General features: G+C 42.8%; 18 protein-coding genes. 13 read left to right on the top strand and 5 right to left on the bottom strand.

What is annotated here, in order from left to right:
- Position 1 precedes the first annotated feature (1 nt).
- From LPTSP_RS08675 to LPTSP_RS08630, 10 genes are all read left to right on the top strand, one after another.
- Positions 2-727, top strand: coding sequence for an isoprenyl transferase (locus LPTSP_RS08675; protein WP_108928425.1), 726 nt, complete (start codon positions 2-4; stop codon positions 725-727).
- Positions 720-1,634 (top strand): phosphatidate cytidylyltransferase, encoded by a 915-nt coding sequence (locus LPTSP_RS08670; RefSeq protein ID WP_108928424.1) that lies wholly within the window; start codon positions 720-722, stop codon positions 1,632-1,634. Before LPTSP_RS08675 ends, LPTSP_RS08670 begins: the two co-directional genes overlap by 8 nt.
- 7 nt (positions 1,635-1,641) lie before the next feature.
- Positions 1,642-2,811 (top strand): 1-deoxy-D-xylulose-5-phosphate reductoisomerase, encoded by a 1,170-nt coding sequence (dxr, locus tag LPTSP_RS08665; RefSeq protein WP_108928423.1) that lies wholly within the window; start codon positions 1,642-1,644, stop codon positions 2,809-2,811.
- The gene (locus LPTSP_RS08660; RefSeq protein WP_108928422.1) at positions 2,805-4,496 is read left to right on the top strand and encodes a site-2 protease family protein; all 1,692 of its coding nucleotides are present in this window, start codon (positions 2,805-2,807) and stop codon (positions 4,494-4,496) included. Before dxr ends, LPTSP_RS08660 begins: the two co-directional genes overlap by 7 nt.
- A gap of 9 nt (positions 4,497-4,505) precedes the next feature.
- Positions 4,506-6,242, top strand: a complete 1,737-nt coding sequence (locus LPTSP_RS08655) for a proline--tRNA ligase (RefSeq protein ID WP_108928421.1) — start codon at positions 4,506-4,508, stop codon at positions 6,240-6,242.
- Positions 6,243-6,259: 17 nt separating this feature from the next.
- Entirely contained in the window at positions 6,260-7,474 is a 1,215-nt protein-coding gene (gene trpB / locus LPTSP_RS08650) for a tryptophan synthase subunit beta (RefSeq protein WP_108928420.1), read from the top strand.
- Positions 7,471-8,277, top strand: a complete 807-nt coding sequence (gene trpA, locus LPTSP_RS08645) for a tryptophan synthase subunit alpha (protein WP_108928419.1) — start codon at positions 7,471-7,473, stop codon at positions 8,275-8,277. The genes trpB and trpA overlap by 4 nt, the downstream gene beginning before the upstream one ends.
- Positions 8,278-8,373: 96 nt before the next feature.
- Complete coding sequence (locus LPTSP_RS08640) at positions 8,374-10,701, top strand: CHASE2 domain-containing protein (RefSeq protein ID WP_108928418.1); 2,328 nt, start codon at positions 8,374-8,376, stop codon at positions 10,699-10,701.
- 21 nt (positions 10,702-10,722) lie between these two features.
- Positions 10,723-12,636: a 1-deoxy-D-xylulose-5-phosphate synthase gene (gene dxs / locus LPTSP_RS08635; protein WP_108928417.1), complete on the top strand. Its 1,914-nt coding sequence runs from the start codon at positions 10,723-10,725 to the stop codon at positions 12,634-12,636.
- 46 nt (positions 12,637-12,682) lie between these two features.
- Complete coding sequence (locus LPTSP_RS08630; protein WP_100768823.1) at positions 12,683-13,153, top strand: tetratricopeptide repeat protein; 471 nt, start codon at positions 12,683-12,685, stop codon at positions 13,151-13,153.
- Positions 13,154-13,284: 131 nt separating this feature from the next.
- Here LPTSP_RS08630 and LPTSP_RS08625 read toward each other — a convergent pair whose 3' ends face one another.
- From LPTSP_RS08625 to LPTSP_RS08610, 4 genes are all read right to left on the bottom strand, one after another.
- Positions 13,285-13,962, bottom strand: coding sequence for a hypothetical protein (locus LPTSP_RS08625; protein WP_108928416.1), 678 nt, complete (start codon positions 13,960-13,962; stop codon positions 13,285-13,287).
- Between the two features lie 5 nt (positions 13,963-13,967).
- Entirely contained in the window at positions 13,968-14,957 is a 990-nt protein-coding gene (locus LPTSP_RS08620) for an NAD-dependent epimerase/dehydratase family protein (protein ID WP_108928415.1), read from the bottom strand.
- Between the two features lie 7 nt (positions 14,958-14,964).
- Complete coding sequence (locus LPTSP_RS08615; RefSeq protein WP_108928414.1) at positions 14,965-16,824, bottom strand: PP2C family protein-serine/threonine phosphatase; 1,860 nt, start codon at positions 16,822-16,824, stop codon at positions 14,965-14,967.
- A gap of 81 nt (positions 16,825-16,905) precedes the next feature.
- A complete protein-coding gene (locus LPTSP_RS08610) occupies positions 16,906-17,892 on the bottom strand; it encodes an NAD-dependent epimerase/dehydratase family protein (protein ID WP_108928413.1) in 987 nt (328 codons plus the stop codon).
- 283 nt (positions 17,893-18,175) lie between these two features.
- On the opposite strand from LPTSP_RS08610, the gene LPTSP_RS08605 reads away from it, so the two are divergent.
- Both LPTSP_RS08605 and LPTSP_RS08600 read left to right on the top strand, forming a co-directional pair.
- Positions 18,176-19,804: a xylulokinase gene (locus LPTSP_RS08605; protein WP_108928412.1), complete on the top strand. Its 1,629-nt coding sequence runs from the start codon at positions 18,176-18,178 to the stop codon at positions 19,802-19,804.
- Positions 19,805-19,815: 11 nt separating this feature from the next.
- The gene (locus LPTSP_RS08600; protein WP_108928411.1) at positions 19,816-21,036 is read left to right on the top strand and encodes an MFS transporter; all 1,221 of its coding nucleotides are present in this window, start codon (positions 19,816-19,818) and stop codon (positions 21,034-21,036) included.
- A gap of 77 nt (positions 21,037-21,113) precedes the next feature.
- Here LPTSP_RS08600 and LPTSP_RS08595 read toward each other — a convergent pair whose 3' ends face one another.
- Entirely contained in the window at positions 21,114-21,767 is a 654-nt protein-coding gene (locus LPTSP_RS08595; RefSeq protein WP_108928446.1) for a TetR/AcrR family transcriptional regulator, read from the bottom strand.
- Between the two features lie 146 nt (positions 21,768-21,913).
- On the opposite strand from LPTSP_RS08595, the gene LPTSP_RS08590 reads away from it, so the two are divergent.
- Complete coding sequence (locus LPTSP_RS08590) at positions 21,914-22,558, top strand: class II aldolase/adducin family protein (protein WP_108928410.1); 645 nt, start codon at positions 21,914-21,916, stop codon at positions 22,556-22,558.
- Positions 22,559-22,564 lie beyond the last annotated feature (6 nt).

Genomic DNA, 22,564 nt, shown 5'->3' with positions numbered 1-22,564 from the left:
TTTGGCTTCTTCCAAAAAGAAAATTCCCCGTCACGTGGCCGTCATCATGGATGGGAACGGAAGATGGGCGACATCAAAAGGACTTTCCAGATCCGAAGGACATAGAGCAGGAGCAGACGCCATAGATCGTTTGCTGGATTCCAGTTTAGAACTGGGTTTAGAAGTAGTGTCTCTGTATGCATTCTCTACTGAAAACTGGAAACGTCCGATCACTGAGATCAGATCCATATTCAATCTATTGGTCGAATTTATAGATTCCCGTTTGGACAAGATACACTCCAAAGGTATCAGGATATTACATTCCGGTTCTAGAAAAAAGCTGAGTCCAGTGGTTTTATCTAAAATCGATCATGCTGCGGAGATCACCCGCAAAAATCGCAAATTAACGGTGAACTTTTGTTTAAATTACGGGTCCCAGGAAGAGATTTTAAACGCGTTTTCCAGATTAGCGGAAGAAAGAAAGAAGAAGTCCATCTCCATCCAAAAACCGATCAGCACGAAAGAACTCGAAAAATATTTGTATACGTACCCCCTTCCGGCGGTAGATTTATTGATTAGAACCGCTGGTGAGAGGAGATTATCCAATTTCCTTCTATGGCAATCCGCTTATGCGGAACTTTTTTTTACGGAAAATCTTTGGCCTGATTTCGGAGACAAAGATCTGAGAGAAGCGCTGGATTGGTTCCGGGGAAGGACCCGAAAATTCGGAGGTTTAGAGAATGGGTGAAACTACAAAAAGGATCCTTTCCGCGGCTGTGCTCGTTGCACTATACCTGTTCATGATCTTTTACAGGGATTTTTATTATCTGCAAACTTTGGGTATTCTGATCGTAGCGGGCGTGATAGGTCTGACGGAGTTTTATAGGCTTTCTGATAGAGGCCAAGACGGAAGACCTTTCAAAGGAACCGGGATATTCTTCTTTATTATAATATTATTAATCTATTATTTTAGATTTGTAGCTTCCCAGAACAAGTTCGAGCCACCTATTTTCTTCCAAACACATTTCAAATTATTTGTGCCTAGTTTCGACGCGGTAACATTCTCGTTTGTATTACTTTTCCTATTCAGTTTCCTTCTTCAAATTTTGAGAAGGCCTCTGGATGGTGCGATCTTCTCCGTTAGTTCCACTATCTTAGGAGTGGTTTACGCCGCGATTCCACTCGGACATTTACTTCTTCTTTTAGGAATGAACGAAGGGATCTACTATGTGTTCTTAGTTTCAGTAGCTACATTCCTTACAGATGTAGGAGGATATTTCGGCGGACGTTGGTTCGGTAGAAATCCAGCAGGACTTGCAATCTCTCCGAAAAAGACCTGGGAAGGTTATGTTTCCGGGGTCATCATTGCAATGGTTTCGGTATTCGTACTGAACATTCTTTGGGAAAGAAGCACAGGTGTTGCACCTTTAGTTTCCGGCGCAGAAGTATTCTTAATTTCTTTAATTCTGTCTTTGGTTGGGACCGTAGGAGACCTATTGGAATCCGCCATGAAAAGGGATGCTAAAGTGAAGGACTCTGGGAATTTGATCCCGGGTCATGGGGGGATTTTGGACAGGGCAGACGCTTTACTTTTAACGGTACCTATCCTTTATTTTTATCTCCAGATAAAGCTCGCCCTGGGATTTCCGGTCTAATAACAATATGAAAAGAGGCGTCTCTATACTGGGTGCCTCCGGATCGGTAGGAGAGTCTACTCTCAAAATACTCCGCCAATTTCCGGAAGAGTTTCGGTTAACGTCCTTTAGTGTTCATTCCAATTTGCAAAAAGCGGAATCTATCGCGAAGGAATTCCAACCGGATATTCTATGCATCAGTTCCGATACTGCGGATAGAGCCGTACTCGGAAATAAGATCGGTAATACAAATATATTGTACGGATCCAAAAGTTTGGAAGAGATCGTCCAGGATCCGGAGACAGAAACTGTTGTAACTGCAGTCGTAGGTGCAAGCGGGATACGTCCTACTATCGCGGCAATTCGTGCCGGAAAAAAGATAGGGATCGCGAACAAGGAAACACTAGTAAGCTGCGGACCCTATATCAGAAGTTTATTAGAAAACTCTAAATCTTATTTGGTTCCTGTAGACTCGGAACACAATGCGCTCTTCCAACTTTTGGAAAATATGAAGAAGGACTCACTGGAAAGGATAGTTCTGACCGCTTCCGGAGGACCTTTTCGTAAACTTCCAGTAGAAGATCTTCCTAAAGTAACTATTGAACAGGCATTAAAACACCCAACTTGGAATATGGGGCCTAAGATCACGATCGATTCCGCAGGAATGATCAATAAGGGCTTGGAAGTCATAGAGGCCCATTTTCTTTTCGGATTTTCTTACGATAAGATCGGAGTAGTCATCCATCCCCAAAGTGTAGCCCACGGTCTTGTGGAAACCAAGGACGGAGCGAGTTTTGTATACGCTTCTTATCCTGATATGATCTTTCCTGTGGCGCATTCATTATATTATCCTAATGTGGTTCCGAAAGTCCTTAGATCTCATCCTGCCACTTCTTGGGGGAATCTGGAGTTTTTGGAACCGGATCTGGAAAGATATCCAGGTTTGGCTTTGGCATACGAAGCTGGAAGGGCAGGCGGGACTTCTCCTTCTATTTTTAATGCTTCGAACGAAGTGGCTGTGGAATTATTCTTACAAGGCAAAATTCTTTTTACGGAGATCCCAACTCTGATCCGGAACGTTTTGGAAAAAATCCCGAATACGTTTCCAGGTGATTTGGAAGGATACGAAGAAGCGGATAGAAAGGCTAGAGAATTGGCCTTCCATTTCCCTAAAGATAAGGTAGTGCATTTATGTTAGCAGATATTTTAGGCATCGTTTTCATGTTGGCCCTTTGTATTTTTATACATGAGCTTGGCCATTTGATCATGGGTTGGGTCGTGGGTGTGAAGGCCAGGATCTTCTCTATCGGTTATGGCAAAGGGATTTGGAAAAAGAAAATTGGTGAGACCACTTTTCAAGTCACAGGCATACCGTTAGGTGGCTATGTTCTATTCAAGGGAGACGAAGGTGGAACATTGAAAGGAGAAAAAGGAGAATTTTTATCCACTCCTCCACTTAAAAGAATGATCCCGGTTTTCGGCGGACCATTATTCAATTTGATCCTTGGATTTTTTATCATCTTCGGTCTGTATGCGATCGGTTACTCTCCCGCCGGGACTAAAATTTATATAGAGCCTGCAGTGTACGAATATTCTTCCGGATACCAAGCTGGACTTAGGAGCGGTGACAAGATCGTATCCGTAAACGGGACTAAGACAGAATCCAAATATGAATTATTATCAGAGTTGGGACTCGCTCGAGGAAAAGATATCCAGCTCAAAGTAGAGAGAGATGGAAAAGAACTAGAATTTCATTTTGCAGATCCTCAGATCGGAGTAGACTTCGCGGGAGAAAGGCTCGTGCAAGTAGACTTCGGATATGGTTCAATGCTCAGTCATTGGTTCTTGAAAAAACTTTCCTTCTTAGATCCGAATGGAGAAGCGGCAGAATATAGAAAACAGAGAGAAAGGAAGGCTGCTTTAGATCCAAAACTTTCTCCCAGAGAGCTCGCTTTACATGAAGCCAGACTGAACAAAGAAGCGATCGAATCCAGGGCCCTTGATTATCTGAATGATGGGGACAGGATCTTATCTGTTAACGGGATCCAAGTGCATACTGTTCCGGAACTGCAACGCACTCTTGGGAAATTCCAAAACGAAAAAGTAAAATTAGAAGTGGATCGTAAGACTTATCCGCTACTGAATCCTTGGACTAGAGAAAAGGCAGAAGTGGAAATGACACCTCTTGCTGCTTTCGTTGTGGAATTAAAAGATATCCGAGATAGAAAATATCCGGAGATACCTATCAGCACTATTAGCCTTAGGAGCCATGATCCTGAGATCAAACTCAAACTTTTAAGTTTAAAAATGGATGGGAGATCTTTTGCGGATCTAGAAGATTTCAAAAAAACTGTCCAATCTCAAATCGGCAAAAGAGTTCAGTTGGAAGTCCAGGGCCAGACCTGGGATACTACACTCGGATTCTATCAAATCGGTCTTTTGGGTTTTACTGCTAAGATGCATGTAAAAGAGGAAAGTATGGACCGAAAACTTTCCTTCGGCGAAGCATTTTTACAATCGGGCAAAGACGTAGGAAAAATGATCAGCGATAACCTGAGAGGACTCGGTATGATCTTTTCCGGAAGATTGAAGGTAAAGGACAGCGTTTCCGGTCCGGTGGGACTTGCCAAAGTTTCCGTTCAATTCTTAGAGGACGGTTTTTATTCTTACTTTCAGTTCGTGGCATTTATTTCGATCGCTTTAATGATAATGAATTTACTTCCGATTCCTGTAGCCGACGGTGGACATATCGTTTTTTTCACATACGAGGCGATCGCCGGTAGACCTCTGCCGATGGCTGTTCAAGAACAAGTTTTGAGATTGGGATTCTTCTTCCTTTTATCCTTGGGCCTCTATGTGACTTATCACGATTTCTTAAGATAATCGAGAGTCATGAGAGCATCTAAATATTTAGTACCTACGGAAAAAGAAAATCCTTCGGACGCGGTAGTCGCTTCCCATAGGCTAATGATACGCGCAGGCCTAGTCCGGAAATCGGGCTCAGGGTTTTATTTTTTCCTACCATTAGGACTTAGAATCCTAAAAAAAATAGAGAGTATAGTCCGCGAAGAAATGGATGCAACCGGTGCATTGGAATTTGAACTTCCGATCATGACACCTTCCGAGTTTTGGGAACAATCCGGAAGATGGAGCGCCATGGGGCCGGAAATGATGCGAGTAAAAGATCGTCACGACCAATGGTATGCGCTCGGTCCCACTCATGAGGAATCTTTTTCTTATTTAATAAAACCTCTTCTGAAATCATACAAGGATCTGCCTATCAATGTGTATCAGATCCACACAAAGTTCCGAGATGAGATCCGTCCTAGGTTCGGAGTAATCCGTTCTAGAGAGTTTATTATGAAAGATGCATATTCTTTCCATCTGGACGATACATCTCTGGACGCTACTTATCAAGACATGAGAACCGCTTATCGTAAAATTTTTCAACGTTGTGGTTTGAAAACGATTCCGGTCCAAGCGGATTCTGGGAGCATGGGAGGTTCCGCTTCCGAAGAATTTATGGTGGTTTCTCCAATTGGAGAAGAAACACTTCTTCTTTGTGGGGACTGCGGTTATAATTCTAATAGCGAAAAGACTCCTTTTATTGCGAGAGTCGAAGATTCTCCCAAAGGTCCTAAGGACAAAAAGGAAGTGGCGACTCCAGGCAAAAAATCCATCGAGGATGTGGCTGCATTTCTAAATGTTCGTCCTCAGGATACGATCAAGGCAGTGGCTTTCCAAAATGGAAAAGAGAAACTGTTGGTATTCCTACGCGGTGATCTGGAGCTGAATGAGCACAAACTTAAGTCTTTTTTAAAATGGTCAGACTTGGAAATGATCCCAGAGCCTGAATTAAAAAATTCTAATTTAGTTTCCGGATTTATCGGGCCTTCCGATGTAGGGGCTGGGTTTAAGATGATTTTGGATTCTTCTATCCAAAAAGATGGAGCCTATGTGGTTGGTGGAGGAAAAGAAGATCTCCATATCCAAGGATATGTTCCTTCTTCCGAGATCAAGATCCAATACGAAACCGCAGATGTGGCACTTGCGAGAGAAGGGGATCCTTGCCCTACGTGCGCAAAGACCTTAAAGGCGGAAAAAGGAATAGAAGTGGGTCATATCTTTAAGCTTGGAGATAAATATACCAAGTCTTTCCAGATCCAAGTATTGGACCAACAAGGTAAGGCGAAAACGCTTACTATGGGATGTTACGGTATCGGTGTGAATCGTACCATGGCCACTGTTATAGAACAATGTAACGACGATAAAGGTATTTACTGGCCGATCAGCATCGCTCCTTTCGAGATCGGTCTTGTGACTCTCACAAAAGGTGAGGAGCAAGATGCAAAAGCATTAGAATTTTACGAAAATCTAAAGAACGAAGGTTTTGAGGTTTTCTGGGACGAAAGAGATCTTGGACCAGGATTTAAATTCAAGGATTCGGAACTGATCGGTTTCCCGATCCGGATCACTGTCGGTAAAAAGTTTTTCGAGTCAGGAGAAATTTCCATCTACAATCGTAAATATGATAAGGATGAAACTTTCAAATTCACAGACTTCGACGATCTGAATACAAGAGTAGAAAACCTACGTCAGGAATTATACCAGGAGTTGTTGGGAGACTAATCCCTTCAAAAACTGTCATGGCTAAAGAACGCAGCTTCACTGAAAAAGAAGGATACTTCGGAGATTTTGGAGGAAGATATTCCCCTGAGATCCTGACCGAAGCCCTGATCGAGTTGGAAGATACTTACAATAAACTCCGTAAGAATAAAAAATTCCAAAAGGATCTGGAGTTTTATAGAAGGAATTATATCGGAAGACCTTCCCCTCTTACCTATGCGGAGAAGCTAACCAAGGCCTGGGGTGGAGCTAAAATCTGGCTGAAGCGAGAAGACCTGAACCATACCGGCGCTCATAAGATCAATAATACGGTTGGCCAAGCGCTTATCGCAAAGGCAATGGGCAAACGTAGGATCATCGCAGAAACAGGAGCAGGGCAACATGGTGTCGCAACTGCAACCGTTGGTGCATTATTCGAATTTGAAACCGCCATTTTTATGGGAGAAGAAGATCTTCGCCGTCAAAAACTGAATGCGATCCGTATGCAGATGCTTGGTGCAAAGGTGATCGGAGTTTCTTCCGGGACTGCAACTTTAAAGGATGCTACTTCCGAAGCGATGAGGGATTGGGCATTAAATGTTTCTAATACTCATTATATCGTAGGTTCGGTGATCGGGCCTCATCCTTTTCCGACCATCGTTAGAGATTTCCAAAAAGTGGTTGGAGAAGAGTCCAAAAAGCAGTTTAAAAAAGAGAACGATAAACTTCCGGATGCTATTGTCGCCTGTGTAGGCGGCGGTTCAAACGCGATGGGAATGTTTTACGGATTTCTAAATGATAAAAAAGTAAAACTATACGGTGTGGAAGCCGGAGGAAGAGGACCTTCTCCCGGAGAACATTCCGCTACTATGCTTTTTGGTAAAACGGGATTTTTACACGGGACCAAGACTCTCGTTATCCAAGACGATGGGGGGCAGGTAGTTCCGGCGCATTCCGTTTCTGCCGGATTGGATTATCCAGGCGTGGGACCTGAACATGCTTATTTACATTCTTCCGGAAGAGTAAAATACGAAACGGTTTCCGACCAGGGAGCCTTGGACGCATTCATGGAAGTTTGTAGGGTAGAAGGTATCATCCCTGCATTAGAAACTGCTCATGCTTTCCGATTTGCCAAGGATCTTGCAAAAGAACTCGGAAAGAAAAAAGACATTCTGATCTGTCTTTCCGGAAGAGGAGACAAGGACGTAGCAGAAGTAGCGAGACTCGTTGGTCTTATGCAAGGAGATTCGATTTGAGCGCGATCAAGAGCGTTTTTTCAGATTCCAAAAGCGCATTCATTCCTTATATTTCTCTTGGAGATCCGAACTACGATCTATGTGTGGATTGGGCGGATGCTCTCATCAGAGGTGGGGCCGATATTTTAGAACTCGGGATCCCATTCTCCGATCCTGTGGCGGACGGGCCAGTGATCCAAAAGGCATTCAAACGTGCTCTTGCAAATCCGTTTTCCATGGATATAATTTTAGAAATCACGGAGAAGATACATTCTTTACATCCTCACATTCCCCTAGTGTATCTAACGTATTTCAATCCTATCTTTCATTACGGTTTTGAAAAGTTTGCGGAGAAGGCAAAGATCGCGGGTATACAAGGTATGATCATTCCAGATCTTCCGTATGATACCCCCGAAACCGACGAATTATTCAATTCCTTGAAAAGAAGAGGAGTGGATCTGATCCATTTGGTAACTCCTGCGACTCCTTTGAGTCGTATGAAGGGAATTCGTGACTTTGCTTCTGGATTTATCTACTATGTAACTTCTTATGGAGTGACTGGTGAAAGAAAATCCATCTCTGCCGATCTGGAAGAAAGGATCAAAATCACTAAAGAAATTATTTCCCTTCCTGTGAGCGCCGGATTTGGGATCTCCGCTCCGGATCAGGCGAAAGAAATTTCTCAGTACGCGGATGGGATCATCATAGGTTCTGCGGTGCAAAGGATCATAGAAGAGAATGGTTCTAATCCTAGTCTTTGCAGAAAGAAATTGGAAGAATATGCACAATCGATTTCCGGTTCTTTGAGAGGAAAAAACAGCTAAAACTCTTTTTCCTAGTCGATATTTTCTTTCCTGAACCTGGAAGAAAATTGACGAAACCGTCCCGCTTTCAGAGAATCTTCCGGATCGGAGGAAAGAATGAGCGATTCCAAACCAGCCCAGAAATTTACCTTATTGGATATTATTTTCGGGGTTACAACGTCCCTCGGAATACTGGCACATTTTTATTACGCGTTTTTTTCCGAAGCGGATTATTCACTTCAACTTCTGCTATTAGGTGCGCTTTTCCTATATTCTTCTTCTTACTTCTTCTATAAGATGATTAGCAAGGTTGCCAAGAATCCTCAGTTTGTAGGAAGTCTTTGGTTAGCAATCCTTGCATCCTTAGTCTGGTTCGATCTATATGTTGCATTCACTCCAGTTTCCGAGTTGGAAGAAAATTCAATCTCTTGGAGATTTAATGTTCTTCGTAACCAAACTGACGCAAGAGTAGAGAAGGAATCCGACAAGGGAGATTTGGAACAGATCCAATTGAAACCTCCTGAAAAAGCAAGAAGGGACATCAATATCATCGGGATCACCACCAAAACATTGGATCAACTGGGCGGGGTATGGCCTCTTCCTTGGAAATATTACGCAAAGATAATAGATAAATTCGCGAGTTCTACCAACCATCTCATGTTCGACGTTTTCTTCCTGGACTATAAGCCAGGGCAAACTGACGAAATGGCTAAAGCTCTTTCCGGAAACCCGCGGGTAATGTTTGACTATCCGATGGAAACCAGTTTGGAATCCAAGAGCACAATTATTAATTTAGAGAAGAGGACCGAAATACTTCGCAAATTCAAATTGGAGAATGTAAAGGACGAACAAACAGGCCTTTCCTGGTTGAAATTCCCACAATCTCCGATCGAGCCTGTCGCCGAAAAATCTTCCGGTTTAGGTTTTGCGAATATCAAAAAAGATGAATCCGGTCTAAACCGTAAAATGCCGATCGTCGCCAAGATCCTAGGTTCAGGCCCTGGAAGAGAAGACGAGTATTATCCTTCTATCGACTTAGTCATCGCTTGTAACTATTACGGGGTGAATATACAAAAAGACGTAGAAGTGGTCATGGGCGAATACGTGAAGATCAAAAATATTCCTCAAAAGAATATCAGCTATTTCGACCGTAAGACCTTAAAAATGGTCACCGAAGACATTATGGCTAAGCCGAATTCTACTCGAGAGGTTACTATTCCTATAGACGAGTATGGCCAGATGGAGATCAATTTCCCGGGAGGATTATATTCTTATAATACTACCGAGTTCTTCGAAGTATCCGAAGGTTGGGACAATGAGACTGCCACTCAGGTGAATAATAATATTTTCCTCGTGGCGATGTTTTACGCTACAGGAAGAGGGGCCGCAAAAGATACTCACTTGTCTCCATTCGGAGATATGTCCGGAATTGAGCACCACGCCCATGCGATCAATACCATCCTGAACCAAGACTTTCTCTGGGATATGCCGCTGGCTGGGAATTTCCTGATCTTCTTCTCCATGGCGTTTATCGTGGGACTCATCCTGCCAAGAATGAAAACCTCTTGGGGATTTTTATTCATCATTGGAATAGCACTTTTATACAGCGTTGTCACATTATTCAATTTCTCAGAATTTAATATCGTTCACGTATTCCCATCAGTGATCGTAGAACAGTTCTTCATTTTTGTGGGGATCATCGTCTATAAGATCTTAACGGAAGAAGAGAACGTAAAATATATTCGCACTACATTCTCCAAATTCGTTTCAAAAGACGTTGTGGATGAGCTTCTCAAGAATCCGGAAAATCTGAACTTAGGGGGATCCAAGAAAGACATTACCATTTTCTTCTCGGATATCCGCGGATTTACCACCATGTCCGAAAAAATGGGTCCGGAAGAACTGGTCCAGTTCCTGAACCAGTACCTTTCGGAAATGACCGAGATCATTATCGAGTTCAAGGGAACGATTGATAAATACATGGGGGATGCGATCATGGCTTTCTGGGGGGCTCCGGTTCCCCTAGAAGACCATGCTTACTATGCTTGCGCGGCTTCCATCGCACAGATGAGAAGGCTCGCAGTCCTGAAGGAAGAATGGAAAGCAAGGGACCTTCCTGTGATGGACATTGGTATCGGATTAAATTCCGGGCCGGCTGTCGTGGGGAATATGGGAAGTTCTCACCGGATGGACTATACTTGTATGGGAGATACCATTAACCTGGGATCTCGTCTGGAAGGATCCAACAAGGAATATGCCACAAATATTATTATTTCGGAATATACATACGAAAAGGTCAAGGACCGTGTAATTGCCAGAGAACTAGATCTAGTAAAGGTAAAGGGTAAAACCAAACCTGTTCGGATCTACGAACTGATCGACTTAGTGAACGAAGAAGACTTAAAACTTCTGAGGAGACCTTTGCATTCGGTAGAGCAGTCCTGATGACCGTTAAAGACGGAATACATGCAACAGGAAGATTCGTTATTGAACGGGATCCGCCTTCCGGCGGATCTCAGAAAACTGCCTCTCGAGGAACTGCCTAAACTCTGTTCCGAGATCCGAAATTATATCATCGATACTCTCTCCGGGATCGGAGGGCATTTCGCAAGTAACCTGGGAGTTGTGGAACTCACAGTCGCTTTACATTATGTTTTTGAAACTCCAAAAGACAGACTTATTTGGGATGTAGGACATCAAACCTATCCCCATAAGATCCTCACAGGCAGAAAAGAAAAACTTTCCACTGTCCGGAAATTCAAAGGACTTTCCGGATTTCCTAAAAGAGAAGAATCCGTTTACGATCTATACAATACTGGCCACGCGGGCACTTCTATTTCGCAAGGCTTAGGAGAAGCTGTAGCAAGAGATCTAACCGGAAAAGATTACTCGGTCGCAGCAATTATCGGGGATGCGTCCATAGCCACTGGAATGGCGCTGGAAGCGATGAACCATGCAGGGCATCTTAAAAAAGATCTGCTCGTGGTGTTAAACGACAATTATATGTCGATCTCCAAGAATGTCGGATCCATCTCCAACTATCTGAATAATATCATCAGCTCCCATTTTTATCTGAACTGGAAAAGGATCTTTTACACTTTTCTAAAATGGTTCCCAATCGTGGGGCCTGCTATGGAGAGTTTTTTTAAAAAGGTGGAAAAAGGTTTCAAAGACGTTTTCACACCAGGCGGTCTATTCGAGGATCTAGGTTTCATTTATATAGGGCCTGAAGACGGTCATGATGTGATCCGTCTAGTGAAGATGCTTAGAAAGATCAAGACTATGAAAGGGCCTGTCCTTTTCCATACAATCACCCAAAAGGGAAAAGGTTACGTTCCTGCGGAGAAAGACCCGATCAAATACCATGGAGTAACGCCATTCCGTAAGGAAGATGGGGCTATGGAATCTGCCGATTCTTCTAAAATTTCTTACTCTAAGATCGTGGGTAAGGTGCTTTCCGACTTAACCGAAAAGAATCCTCGTATTGCTGCAGTTACACCTGCAATGATAGAAGGTTCCGGACTCGGGGAATATGTTACCAAATTCCCGGACCATGTTTACGATGTGGGGATTGCAGAGCAGCACTCTGTCGCTTTTGCAGGAGCAATGACGAACGGGGATGTGATCCCTTATATGTGTATTTATTCTACGTTCTTGACCAGAGGAATGGACCAATTGGTAGAAGATGTTTCTCTCATGAACCTTCCTGTTCGCTTTGTGATAGATAGGGCAGGTTGTGTCGGGCCGGATGGAGAGACCCACCAAGGATTATTCGATCTAAGTTACCTTCTATCTTTACCGAATATGGATGTGTTTGTGCCTTCTTCCGGACAGGACCTGGTGGATTCACTTCGTTATATGGAGCATTATGATAAGTCTCCGATCGCGATCCGATTCCCCAAAGCAAATGTGGAACTTTCCGGTTTGGATTTTAGCACAGAGAAGGATCTAAAACCCGGAAGTTTTAGAGTATTACAACGAGGAACGGATATCGCTCTTCTTTCCATAGGTTCCATGTTGGAAGAAGCCAAGAAGGCAACGAGCCTCTTGGAGCAAGAGGGATATTCGGTCACATTGATCGACCTGGTTTGGTTGAGACCTCTTGGAAAGGAGGCTCTGGACGAAGAACTTTCCCATGTTCGTCATTTTGTGATCTTGGACGAGAGCTATCTAGACGGAGGAGCTTCCGGATATTTGCTGAACCGGATCTCGCCTGAGTATCTAGGACGTTTTATTAAAACATTCGCATTCCCTTCCGAGGCCATCCACCACGGGGAGAGAAAGGAAATTTTTGCGGAGTACGGTTTGGATGCTCAGAGTATCTCCAAGTTTCTCCGGGAAAATGTAAAGAAGGAAGTCCTACACGGAAAACGGAATTAAGCTATTTCAAGAGGCGTCCGAAAATAAAAATAAAACGGGTAGATAATTGGAAAACCTGACGCCTGAAGACAAACTTGAAGCATCTAAATTTTTTTATAGAACCGGCGATTTGGATCGTGCGGAATTCCTGCTGAAATCCTCTTTGGAAGATTCTGAAAGCCATGAGACCTATTTTTTTCTGGGTCTGATCGAAAACCAAAGAAGCAATTGGAAAAAAGGTCTGTATTATTTCTACCGTTCCGTAGAAGTGAATCCTGAATACGGAAATCCTTGCAACGAGATAGGGATCCTTCTCCTTCGTATGGGAAGAGAAAGAGAATCCGTTTTCTGGCTGAAAAAATCACTTCGTTGTACTTTGAACGACGCACCTCATATCTCTCTTTTTAACCTAGCTACTCTTTACAAGATCTGGAATCGTCCGGAAAGATCCTTGCAGTATTTGCATAAGGCAATCGTGATGAAGCCTGATTTTGAGGAAGCAAAACGTCTGAGAGAAGAGCTCAACTCTGCGATTTAAGACGCTAATTCTCGAAAGTTACAGAATTTTTTCATGCAAAAGCTGGCAGAAGTTTAAATTAAAGAAACATTTTCTACCCGTTCGGTCGGCCTCTTTGCGTGAAATTTTCATTTAACGAATCTTAAAGGATATTATCTAATATATCCATATTCTTTTAGAAGGGAATTCAGGATTTGGTTTTTGATACTCAGGAGATCCAATTCCGGATTATCAATACACTTTAAGGAAGGATGAAGTTTTAAATATGAATCCTTCTTATATCTCCCGTTTCTAAAATTACTAAGACCTTCGGAAATCCCAGTTCGAACGAATAATCTTTCATACCAATCCGATATTTGAAAGTTATCGTTAACTTCATGGAAATATTTCTCCACACCCGTTATCACATCCGCAATAAATTCGAATATCGAAATTGTTATTTCCTTTGGCTCTCCATAATATTTAGATTCGCTCAAATGTGATTCGAGCGGATATGTTTCGTATCTTGGGATAGTCATTTGTTCGGAAGTTTCTTCTGGATCACTGTATGGATTAAGTAGGTAGCATTTTACGGAATTAAGAAAACTTTGAATATTAGGTTTTCGATATCGATTATTTACGCAAGAAACGTATTCAGATAGAAAACTTTTGAAGGTTTTGCCGTCTTTTTGATTCGGATCCGTATGGAATCCAAGATATTCGATACAGCGAAAGGATAGTATCATCGCTGGAATAAATAAAGAATTATCAAGAGAAATTAAAATGTCCCTGATCACAAAATCGTAAAATTCGTATTTGATTCTTCTTAGTTTTTCTTTAAATTCTAACATTAGTTTTACTTTCGAATGTATCCGTTTTCTCGAAACCAATTTATCGTCTTTCTAATAGTTACATCGATCGGGGTTTGAGGAAGCCCGAGTTCGTTAACCGCCTTGGAACAGTCATACCATTCAGTCATCTCAGCGATCCTTACTTCACTCGCTGTAACCAAGGGAGGCTTTTTGGTTATAGAAGAAACGAACTCGAATATATGTCCAAGCGTAAGCGCTAATTTAAAAGGAAGTTTAAGAGATGGAGGTTTTACACCTGCAATCCCCGCGATGAGTTTTAAATAGTCGCGAACCGTAATGTTTGTATTTCCTAAAAGGTATCTTTCACCCACCTTTCCTTTTTTGGCGGCTAGGACATGACCGCGGGCCACATCCTCTACATCAATAATATTTAACCCTCCGTCAATATAGCCTGGCATTTTATTTTTAATAACGTCTATAATTGTTCTCCCAGAAGGAGATGGTGTACTATCATTCTCGCCTATGACTAAAGTAGGATTTACGATTACAATCGGAAGTCCTTTCATCGCAAGAATTCTTGCTTCGTTTTCGGCGATATATTTGGACATCGTATAGTGGTCTTTTGCTTTCCAAAAATTGAAAGTTTTCTCTTCATTCGCAACTACAGGTCCGCTTGCAGCTACCGCATTGTTTGAGCTAGTATAGACAACTTTCTTTAATCCTACCTTCAGGGCCGTCTTGAGTGTTGTTTTTGTTCCATCCACATTAATCTCATAGAATGTTTTAGGATTTGGGGCCCAATGTCCATTGTATGCGGCCGCTAAATATAGAGTGTCGCAACCTTTAAGAGCTTTTTCTATTGAATTCCCGTCTCGAATATCACCATATACTTTCTCGACATCAAGCTTAGGGGTGTTGCTGCGAGTAGGGCGGTCTTTTACTAACAGTATTTTTACTTCTTCTCCATCTTTAAGTAATTCTCTTACGATTGAAGAGCCCATAAACCCTGTTGATCCGATGACAAGTTTTTTCACAGTTGATTCATTCCTTTGCTGTTGAATTTTGCAGAAGGGAGATTTCCTGTTGGTATCCTTCCGCTCGCTGCATATGATTGGATTTTCTGTAAAGGCGTACGAGTAACTTCAGAACTGGAATCACTTCCGGTTTTCGACTGTAAATGCGTTCAGCCATATCGATTGCTTCTTCGATCAGACCGGCTTTAGAATATTGAATGGCGCTGTTTAGGATCATTTGCAGACCGGACGGTTGCACATTTCCGAAATTCTCAGCGGCTCGGGCAGCTTCAGCATGCATTTCCAATTCACTATAAGCCCGATAAAGTAAATTCCAAACGGTGGGGGAATTCGGATTTAACTCTGCTTCTTTTTTTAAATAAGTAAGGGCTGCAAAGGTTTCATTTTTCTCTAAAAGTTGTAACGGTTCTGCAAGCTTTTGTAATATCGCTTTTTCATCTTTTACACTATTTGGATGAAATTCAATACTTAGCAGAGAAAGATCATCAGTGAGTTCTCCTTTTTCTTGAAGTCCCTTCCCGATTTGTTCTAGATTTCCGTCGCACTCTTCCACTTGATCAAGAATGGCAGTATGATCTTGATTAATGATCCGTATATCCGATGCGTCATAACCTATAGCGATATCGTCCCGTCCGTCCGAACCTATAATAATAATATCTCCCGGTTGGATCCAACAGGTTTCGATTCTTGCCTTTTCCTTGCGAAACCCCAATTTGAAATTTGTGGCTTCTTCCGAAAGAAATCTTGCTCTCCCTGCACGTAATCGAATCAAAAAGGGATGCTCAGCATTTATATAATAAAGAAATCCGTTTTCTTCGTCTACTAATCCCAACACCAAGGACATAGACATAGAACCTTCAAAGCCTTCAAAAACATTATTTAGATCGTTTAGAGCCGTACGAAGCCAGCGTTCAGGAAAATACTCCGACAGAGTTCCATCTCGATTTGTCCTTTCGATTAATGCCCGTAGAGCGGTCCCAAAAACCAGAACTCCTCCGGCACCTTGCATAGATTTTCCCATAGCATCCCCGTTTGCAAACACGCAATAGCTGCGTCCACGCAAGATGATATGATCCGATACACAAATATCTCCTCCAAGTTCATGCGCTTTATTTTTAAATGTAAAAGTTTTTTTCTGTTTTATGTAGGAACGAAATTGGATCGTTTTCGATTGGATCCTAATGCCTGCTAATGGTCGGATCAAAAGTGATGTCAGAAAATAGTCGCCGTCTTGTTGGTCCTTAAGTCGGCTAACTTCGCTTATGGCATCTTCATAAGAACGATTCAAAGCGCGTAACATTAATCCCGTGACTACTAATGCTGAAATTCCTGTAATGAAAAAATCTTCGCTTCGCGCTCGAGCACTAGAATAGTCTGAAAACCATCCTGGCCTAATATCCTGTAGAAAATTTATACCCATGAGCGCTGCAATAAAGAATATAATTGCCACCCAATCATATTTTTGCCCTAGAACAAGCATGTATAAGATCAGCAAGGGAATTAATAGCATTATGTTCGCACTGATAATTCCTCCACTGTATTGAATTTGGAGAAAAGTGCTAATTGCGCCTACGATGAAGGTTGGTGCGACCAGCCATCTGAATTGACTCTTGAATCGAGCCAGATAATAAAATATAATCGAAAAGACGAAAGCGATCCAAAGTCCCACTAAGCCGCCGGTCTCGAATCCTTCCCGAAAGAACTCCGAGGTTAAGCCTATCCCCATAGCAGCAATCCCGGCTAGAAGCATCCCGTTCAGAACACGATGTTTCATAACAAAACGGTCCGTCGGTCCGAGAACAAATTCTCCCAACCGCGATAAGCCAATCCGAAATTGACGGGCAGATCTTTTAATTTTCGCTTTCATTATCTATTTCCTTATTTCGCGCGTTCGCCAAAGATTTCTTTTTCGGAAAAGGTTCTGGCGATTCGCGCGAATCAGTTGATTCTATCTTTTCAAGTATCCGTTTTCTCTAAACCAGTCTATGGCCTTTTTAATGGAGTTTCTTACAGGAGTTTGAGGAAGCCCAAGTTCTCGGATAGCTTTGGAACAGTTGAAAAATTCCTTCGATTTTCCGATTCGTACTTCGGACGCACTAACAAGCGGATGTTTTTTTGTGATAGCCGCCCCTAATTCAAAGATATACCCGAGGCCTAAGGCAGCGTAATAAGGGATCCTGATTCGAGGGGGTTTTACTCCGCCTATTTCTGCTATAAGTTTGAAATATTCGGATAAGGTAAGGTTTTCGTTTCCTAAGAGGTAACGTTCTCCAACTCTTCCTTTTTTGGCCGCAAGCAGGTGACCTTTTGCAACATCTTCCACATCGATAAGATTTGTGCCGCCTTCAATGTATCCTGGCATCGCTCCTTGAACAACGTCGATGATCATCTGACCTGATGTTGTAGGTTTTACATCTCCCGCACCGACAACAAGAGTGGGATTTACAACTACAATGGGCAGACCCAAAGGAACAAATTTTAAAGCTTCCACCTCGCCGAGGTATTTTGAAATCGAATAATGATCACCAGATTTCCAATGATTGAACTCTGCAGTCTCATCTGCCGGAATTTCTCCGTGAGCTCCGATGGTGTTACCTGTACTTGTATAGATGACTTTCTCAATTCCGGCATCCAGAGCGGCTTTCATGGAAATTTTAGTTCCTTCTACATTCACCTCATATGGTAATTTTTTATCGAGGGTCCAGTGAGCAAAGAAGGCGGCAGTATGATACAGAGTATCGCAGCCTTTAAGGGCGGATCTCATCGAATCTCCGTCGCGTATATCACCGTAGGCAACTTCAACATCTAATCCATCCAGACCCTTGACATTCGTGGATTTGCGAATCAGTACTTTAACTTCATGACCTTCTTTTAGCAATTCTCTGACTATAGCTGAACCGATGAAACCCGCGGCTCCCGTTACTAGTTTTTTCATAAATCCTCGATGTTAGTTATATGGGCTTACTGCTGGAGGATGCGATTCCGATAACCTGATCACTTCTTTTTCAGTAATATTCATGAAGAAGATTCAGATCGTAAGTGGATTCTATGTCAACGAGGAAATTGAGGATTAGTCGGCTTTTGTCGAAATATTTGATCGGGCATTAGTCTACAAGGGCCATAAAATGGCAGTGCAACTGTTATTTAATAATCAATGATCATTTTTATTAAACGTTTGTTGACTTTTTGGCTAAGCCATCTCCGAATGGGCGACTGACATGAAGACAAAGAATCTATCCGGAAATGACAATCTAATCTTGGCCGTTGACTTGGGAACATCGGGATGTAAGTCAGCAGTCTGCACTCTTGATGGACGAATCCTTTCATGGGCATTTCGAGGCGTGGAACTGATTATATTACCGGGAAACGGAGCCGAGCAACGTCCTCTTGATTGGTGGAATGCATTTCTTGAAAGTGCACGCGCTGCTCTGATCCAATCAGGAATCGACCGAAGTAAGATACGAGGAATTTGCTGTTCCACACAGGGAGAGGTAACCGTTCCGGTCGACGAATATGGCCAGGAATTAATGAATGCAGTCCTATGGATGGATATGAGAGGAGCGGAACATATCCAAAACCATGCAGGTGGGCCGGTTGCCGGATATTCTGCTTTAAAACTTTGGAATTGGATCCGTCTGACGGGAGGCGCTCCCTCATTATCCGGGAAAGATCCTGCGGCTCATATGCTTCTGATAAAAAATGAATTTCCGCAAGTTTACGAAAGAACGTATAAATTCCTGAACGCATTAGATTATCTGAATATGAAATTGACTGGAAAGTTTGTGACGACTCCGGATTCTATTCTCACCTCATGGGTTACGGATAATCGCGACTCAAATCGAGTTTGCTATGATCCAAGTTTGCTTGCAGCCAGCAGTATTGATCCTCAAAAATTTCCAGAAATCGTTAGATGCACTGACGTAATTGGAATCCTGTTGCCGGAAGTTGCGTCCGTTCTAGATCTTCCTAAAGGAACTCTGGTAGTTGGAGGATCTATTGACACCGCCGCAGCGGCCATCGGGTCTGGTGCGGTATTGGATGGAGATGCACATCTTTACATAGGCACCTCGTCATGGATTGCAGCACATGTTCCCCGAAAAAAAACAGATGTCATTTCTGCCATCGCATCTGTTCCTTGCGCCATTCCGGGAAAGTATTTGATGACGGCCATGCAGACTACCGCTGGTGCTAATTTAAGTTTTCTTAAAGATCGAATCTTGTATCATCAGGATGAACTACTTCGAGAAGAACATGTTTCAGACGTATATAAGGTCCTAGATCGAATAGCAGCTAGAACTCCGGCAGGAAGCAGAGGTCTTCTTTATATGCCTTGGCTTTATGGTGAAAGATGTCCGATCGACGATCTTTCTCTAAGAGGAGGGATGGTGAATCTATCCTTGGGGCATAGTAGAGAAGATGTTATCCGTGCATTCTTGGAAGGTGTCGCATTGAATACAAGATGGATGATAAAGCCTGTGGAGAAATTTCTCAAAAAGAACCTATCGAAAATTACCATAGTTGGCGGTGGAGCAACATCTGACGTTTGGTGTCAAATTTTCGCGGATACTATGGGTATCACTGTGCGTCAGCCCGAAGAGCCAATGCAGTCAAATGCAAGGGGTGCAGCATGGATTGCCGGAATTGGCCTAGGTCTCATGCAGGTGTCCGATATACCCGAACTAATCCGTATTAAAGCGGAATACAAGCCCGATGGTAAAAATAAGAAAGTTATGGATGAAATGTTCAGTCGATTCCTGCAACTGCACAAACGTTTGGCCCCACTTTATAAAAGTTGGAATCAGGACAGAGCTTCAATAACGCAGGAAAAAACATCCGTTTCAATTTAGGAAGACAATATATGGAAAAAATAAATTACTATAGACCTTATAGATGGATAGTCCTTGGATCATTTATGACAGTGATCGGGGTCAGTCAGATGATCTATTTGAATTTCGTTTCTCTGATGACTGAAGTTCAGAATTTGTATGGAGTCTCTGAATTGCTCGCCAGTGCATTGACTCTATGTAATCCACTGATGTTCACTCTGGTATCGATGCCGGCTGGAGCGATGACGGATCGTAAAGGCTATCGATTCACAATTCGTTTAGGACTTATCATCATGTCCGTATTTGCATGTATGAGAGTCTATACGGGAAGCTTTTGGCTCCTTCTTATCTGTCAGATTGGGAACGCAGTTGCACAACCTTTCATAATGAACGGGATCACGAAGTTAGCTGCCGATTGGTTTGCGGAAGAACAAAGGGCAGTAGCTACCGGTTTAGGCACTGCGGGAATGTTCGCAGGCATGGCTCTCGGGTTTTCTTTGCCACCGCATTTGAACCAGAGTTTGGGATTGAGCGGCACTATGATCGTTTTCGCAATTATTACCTCCGTTTGCAGTATGGGTTTCTTTTTTCTTGTAAAAGAAAATCATACAACTGAACCGGATGAGATGAATCGGCTTCGTTCTTTCACTGCTTTTACAGAAGTAGTGCATCTAATCAAAGATCGTTCACTTATAACCATCATTCTAATGGCATTTCTTGCATTCGGATTTTTTAATGGTCTCACTACTTGGCTGGAAGGGATTTTAGGGCAGAATGGAGTTGGAGCATTGGACGTAGGAAATATTGGAGGAGTTATGATTTTGGCGGGTATACTCGGCTCTTTGGTGATCCCTACTGTTTCTGATTCGATAAAAAGACGAAAACCTTTGTTGCTCTTTTGCGGAATTTCGGGTATCGCACTCATAATGCCATTATGCCTAAGCGGCCAAGTTACTTGGCTTTATGTATATGCGGGATCGCTTGGCTTCCTATTTCTGCCCGGATTTGCACTCCTTCTCGTTATGTCAGAAGAAATTGCAGGCCCCGAAAGGGCAGGAGGTGCTGCAGGTGCAGTAATGCTCGTCGGTAACGCAGGCGGAGTCATTGTATCAATCTTGATGGCAATTGTTAAAAGTGAGATCACCGGATGGAGGCCTGCCGAATATTTACTCCTAGGCATATTGATTATTGTGCTTAGTCTTGGCCTTTTAACCTCGGAAAGTTTTCGCTCTGAAAAGGGAAAAGTTCCTTAAGCTCAATTTGTTTGGCCATCAAGTTAGAGCAGGGTGGGCAAGTGTCGAGTTTTTGATAAAAGTAATGAGTATGGTGCTTAGTGTCTACTATCAACATACTCTGGCAAATAACAGCGAAGGTATGCAACGGCAGCTCTTCCCGCTTCGCGCACAATTTCATCAGTAATCGTGCCTTGCTCTCGAAAAGAGAATCGAAATACTGAATCGATCAAAGCAACTGCAATGCTTACTTTCCTTGCTGCGTCTGGCCAAAAAGGAAGAGCAAAACGCTCCATTACTTGTTTGAGAGCTATGCTTGCAATCTTAGAATCGAGTTCTTTACCAACATGCATTGTTTCTTCGGTGCGAACCCCATAAACAACTCGCATCATAGCTGGATCCTCCCTAACTATTGCGATAGCCTCTGCAGCAAGAAAATACACATAATCCTGCCAACTCTCAAATTGTGAGGTATCCACTTGGGACAATCTAGCAGCTACAAGTTCGGAATGAACGAGTCGTAACCCAAGATAGAGTGCTCCCATATTCGGGAAGAAATGATACGCAGATGCTCTCGGAATGTCGGCGCGCTCGCAAATTTTTGCAAATGTGAGGGCTTCCGGCGGCTGCTCTCGCAATAGTTCTCTCAAAGCTTGGATTAGTGCTGCTCTTCGGCCTCGGCCTTGTGGGCTAGCTTTGGCATCCCTCTCGTTCACTGGTCCAGGAGGGATATTTTCTGGTGATTTTGGCATTCTACTACCGACAAAAATCGACATTCACTTCGATTCAACTGCATTTCTATGAATTTAGAGTGAAAATTACTCGACAATAGCCGATATTTTTTTATTCTTGACTCGACATTTGCCGAGTTTTTGTGAATATAGAAGGTAGAGGGAACATGAAGAATTTAAGATTTGAAGTAGTACGTGCCTCCATAGTAGCCGCTTCTGTGAAACTGGCGGATATAGGTTTCTTTGCTGGGATTGGCGGGAACTTAGCCGTTCGGATCGACTCAGAGCTTATGGCTGTTACTCCATCTGCCTCCGACTATTACACCATGAAAAATGAAGATGTATGTATTGTCCGAATCAAAGACTTAAAGTTAATAGAAGGTACTAAGGAACCTACGACTGAAAGTGGAATGCACGCATCTTTTTTGTCCCGTAGACCTGATTTGGAAGTCAGCCTACATACTCATCAACCCCTTGCCAGCGCTGTAAGTTTACTTGGAATCGACATGCCTATTGAAGGAGCTGAGGCACGTGCGAATCTTGGGGCTTCCTTACGGATCGTTTCCTATGCTCCATCCGGAACTCCATTTCTCGTGAACGCTTTTAAGAAGAAGGTGAGAAAGGATATAAACGGATATCTATTACGAAACCATGGTATAGTTTGCGGAGCAAAAACTGTAGATCAAGCGATTGCAAACGTTCTACTTGCTGAGGAGCAAGCTGCACATTTCCTTCGTTCTCGTATAAAAAACAATCTGAACTCTTCGAAAGTTTCCCCACTCGTTGTGCAACACGCACTTTCGATCTTATAGGCAATA

It is taken from the genome of Leptospira johnsonii, assembly GCF_003112675.1.
Lineage (GTDB): Bacteria > Spirochaetota > Leptospiria > Leptospirales > Leptospiraceae > Leptospira_B > Leptospira_B johnsonii.
This window is presented reverse-complemented; position numbering and strand designations above follow the sequence as displayed.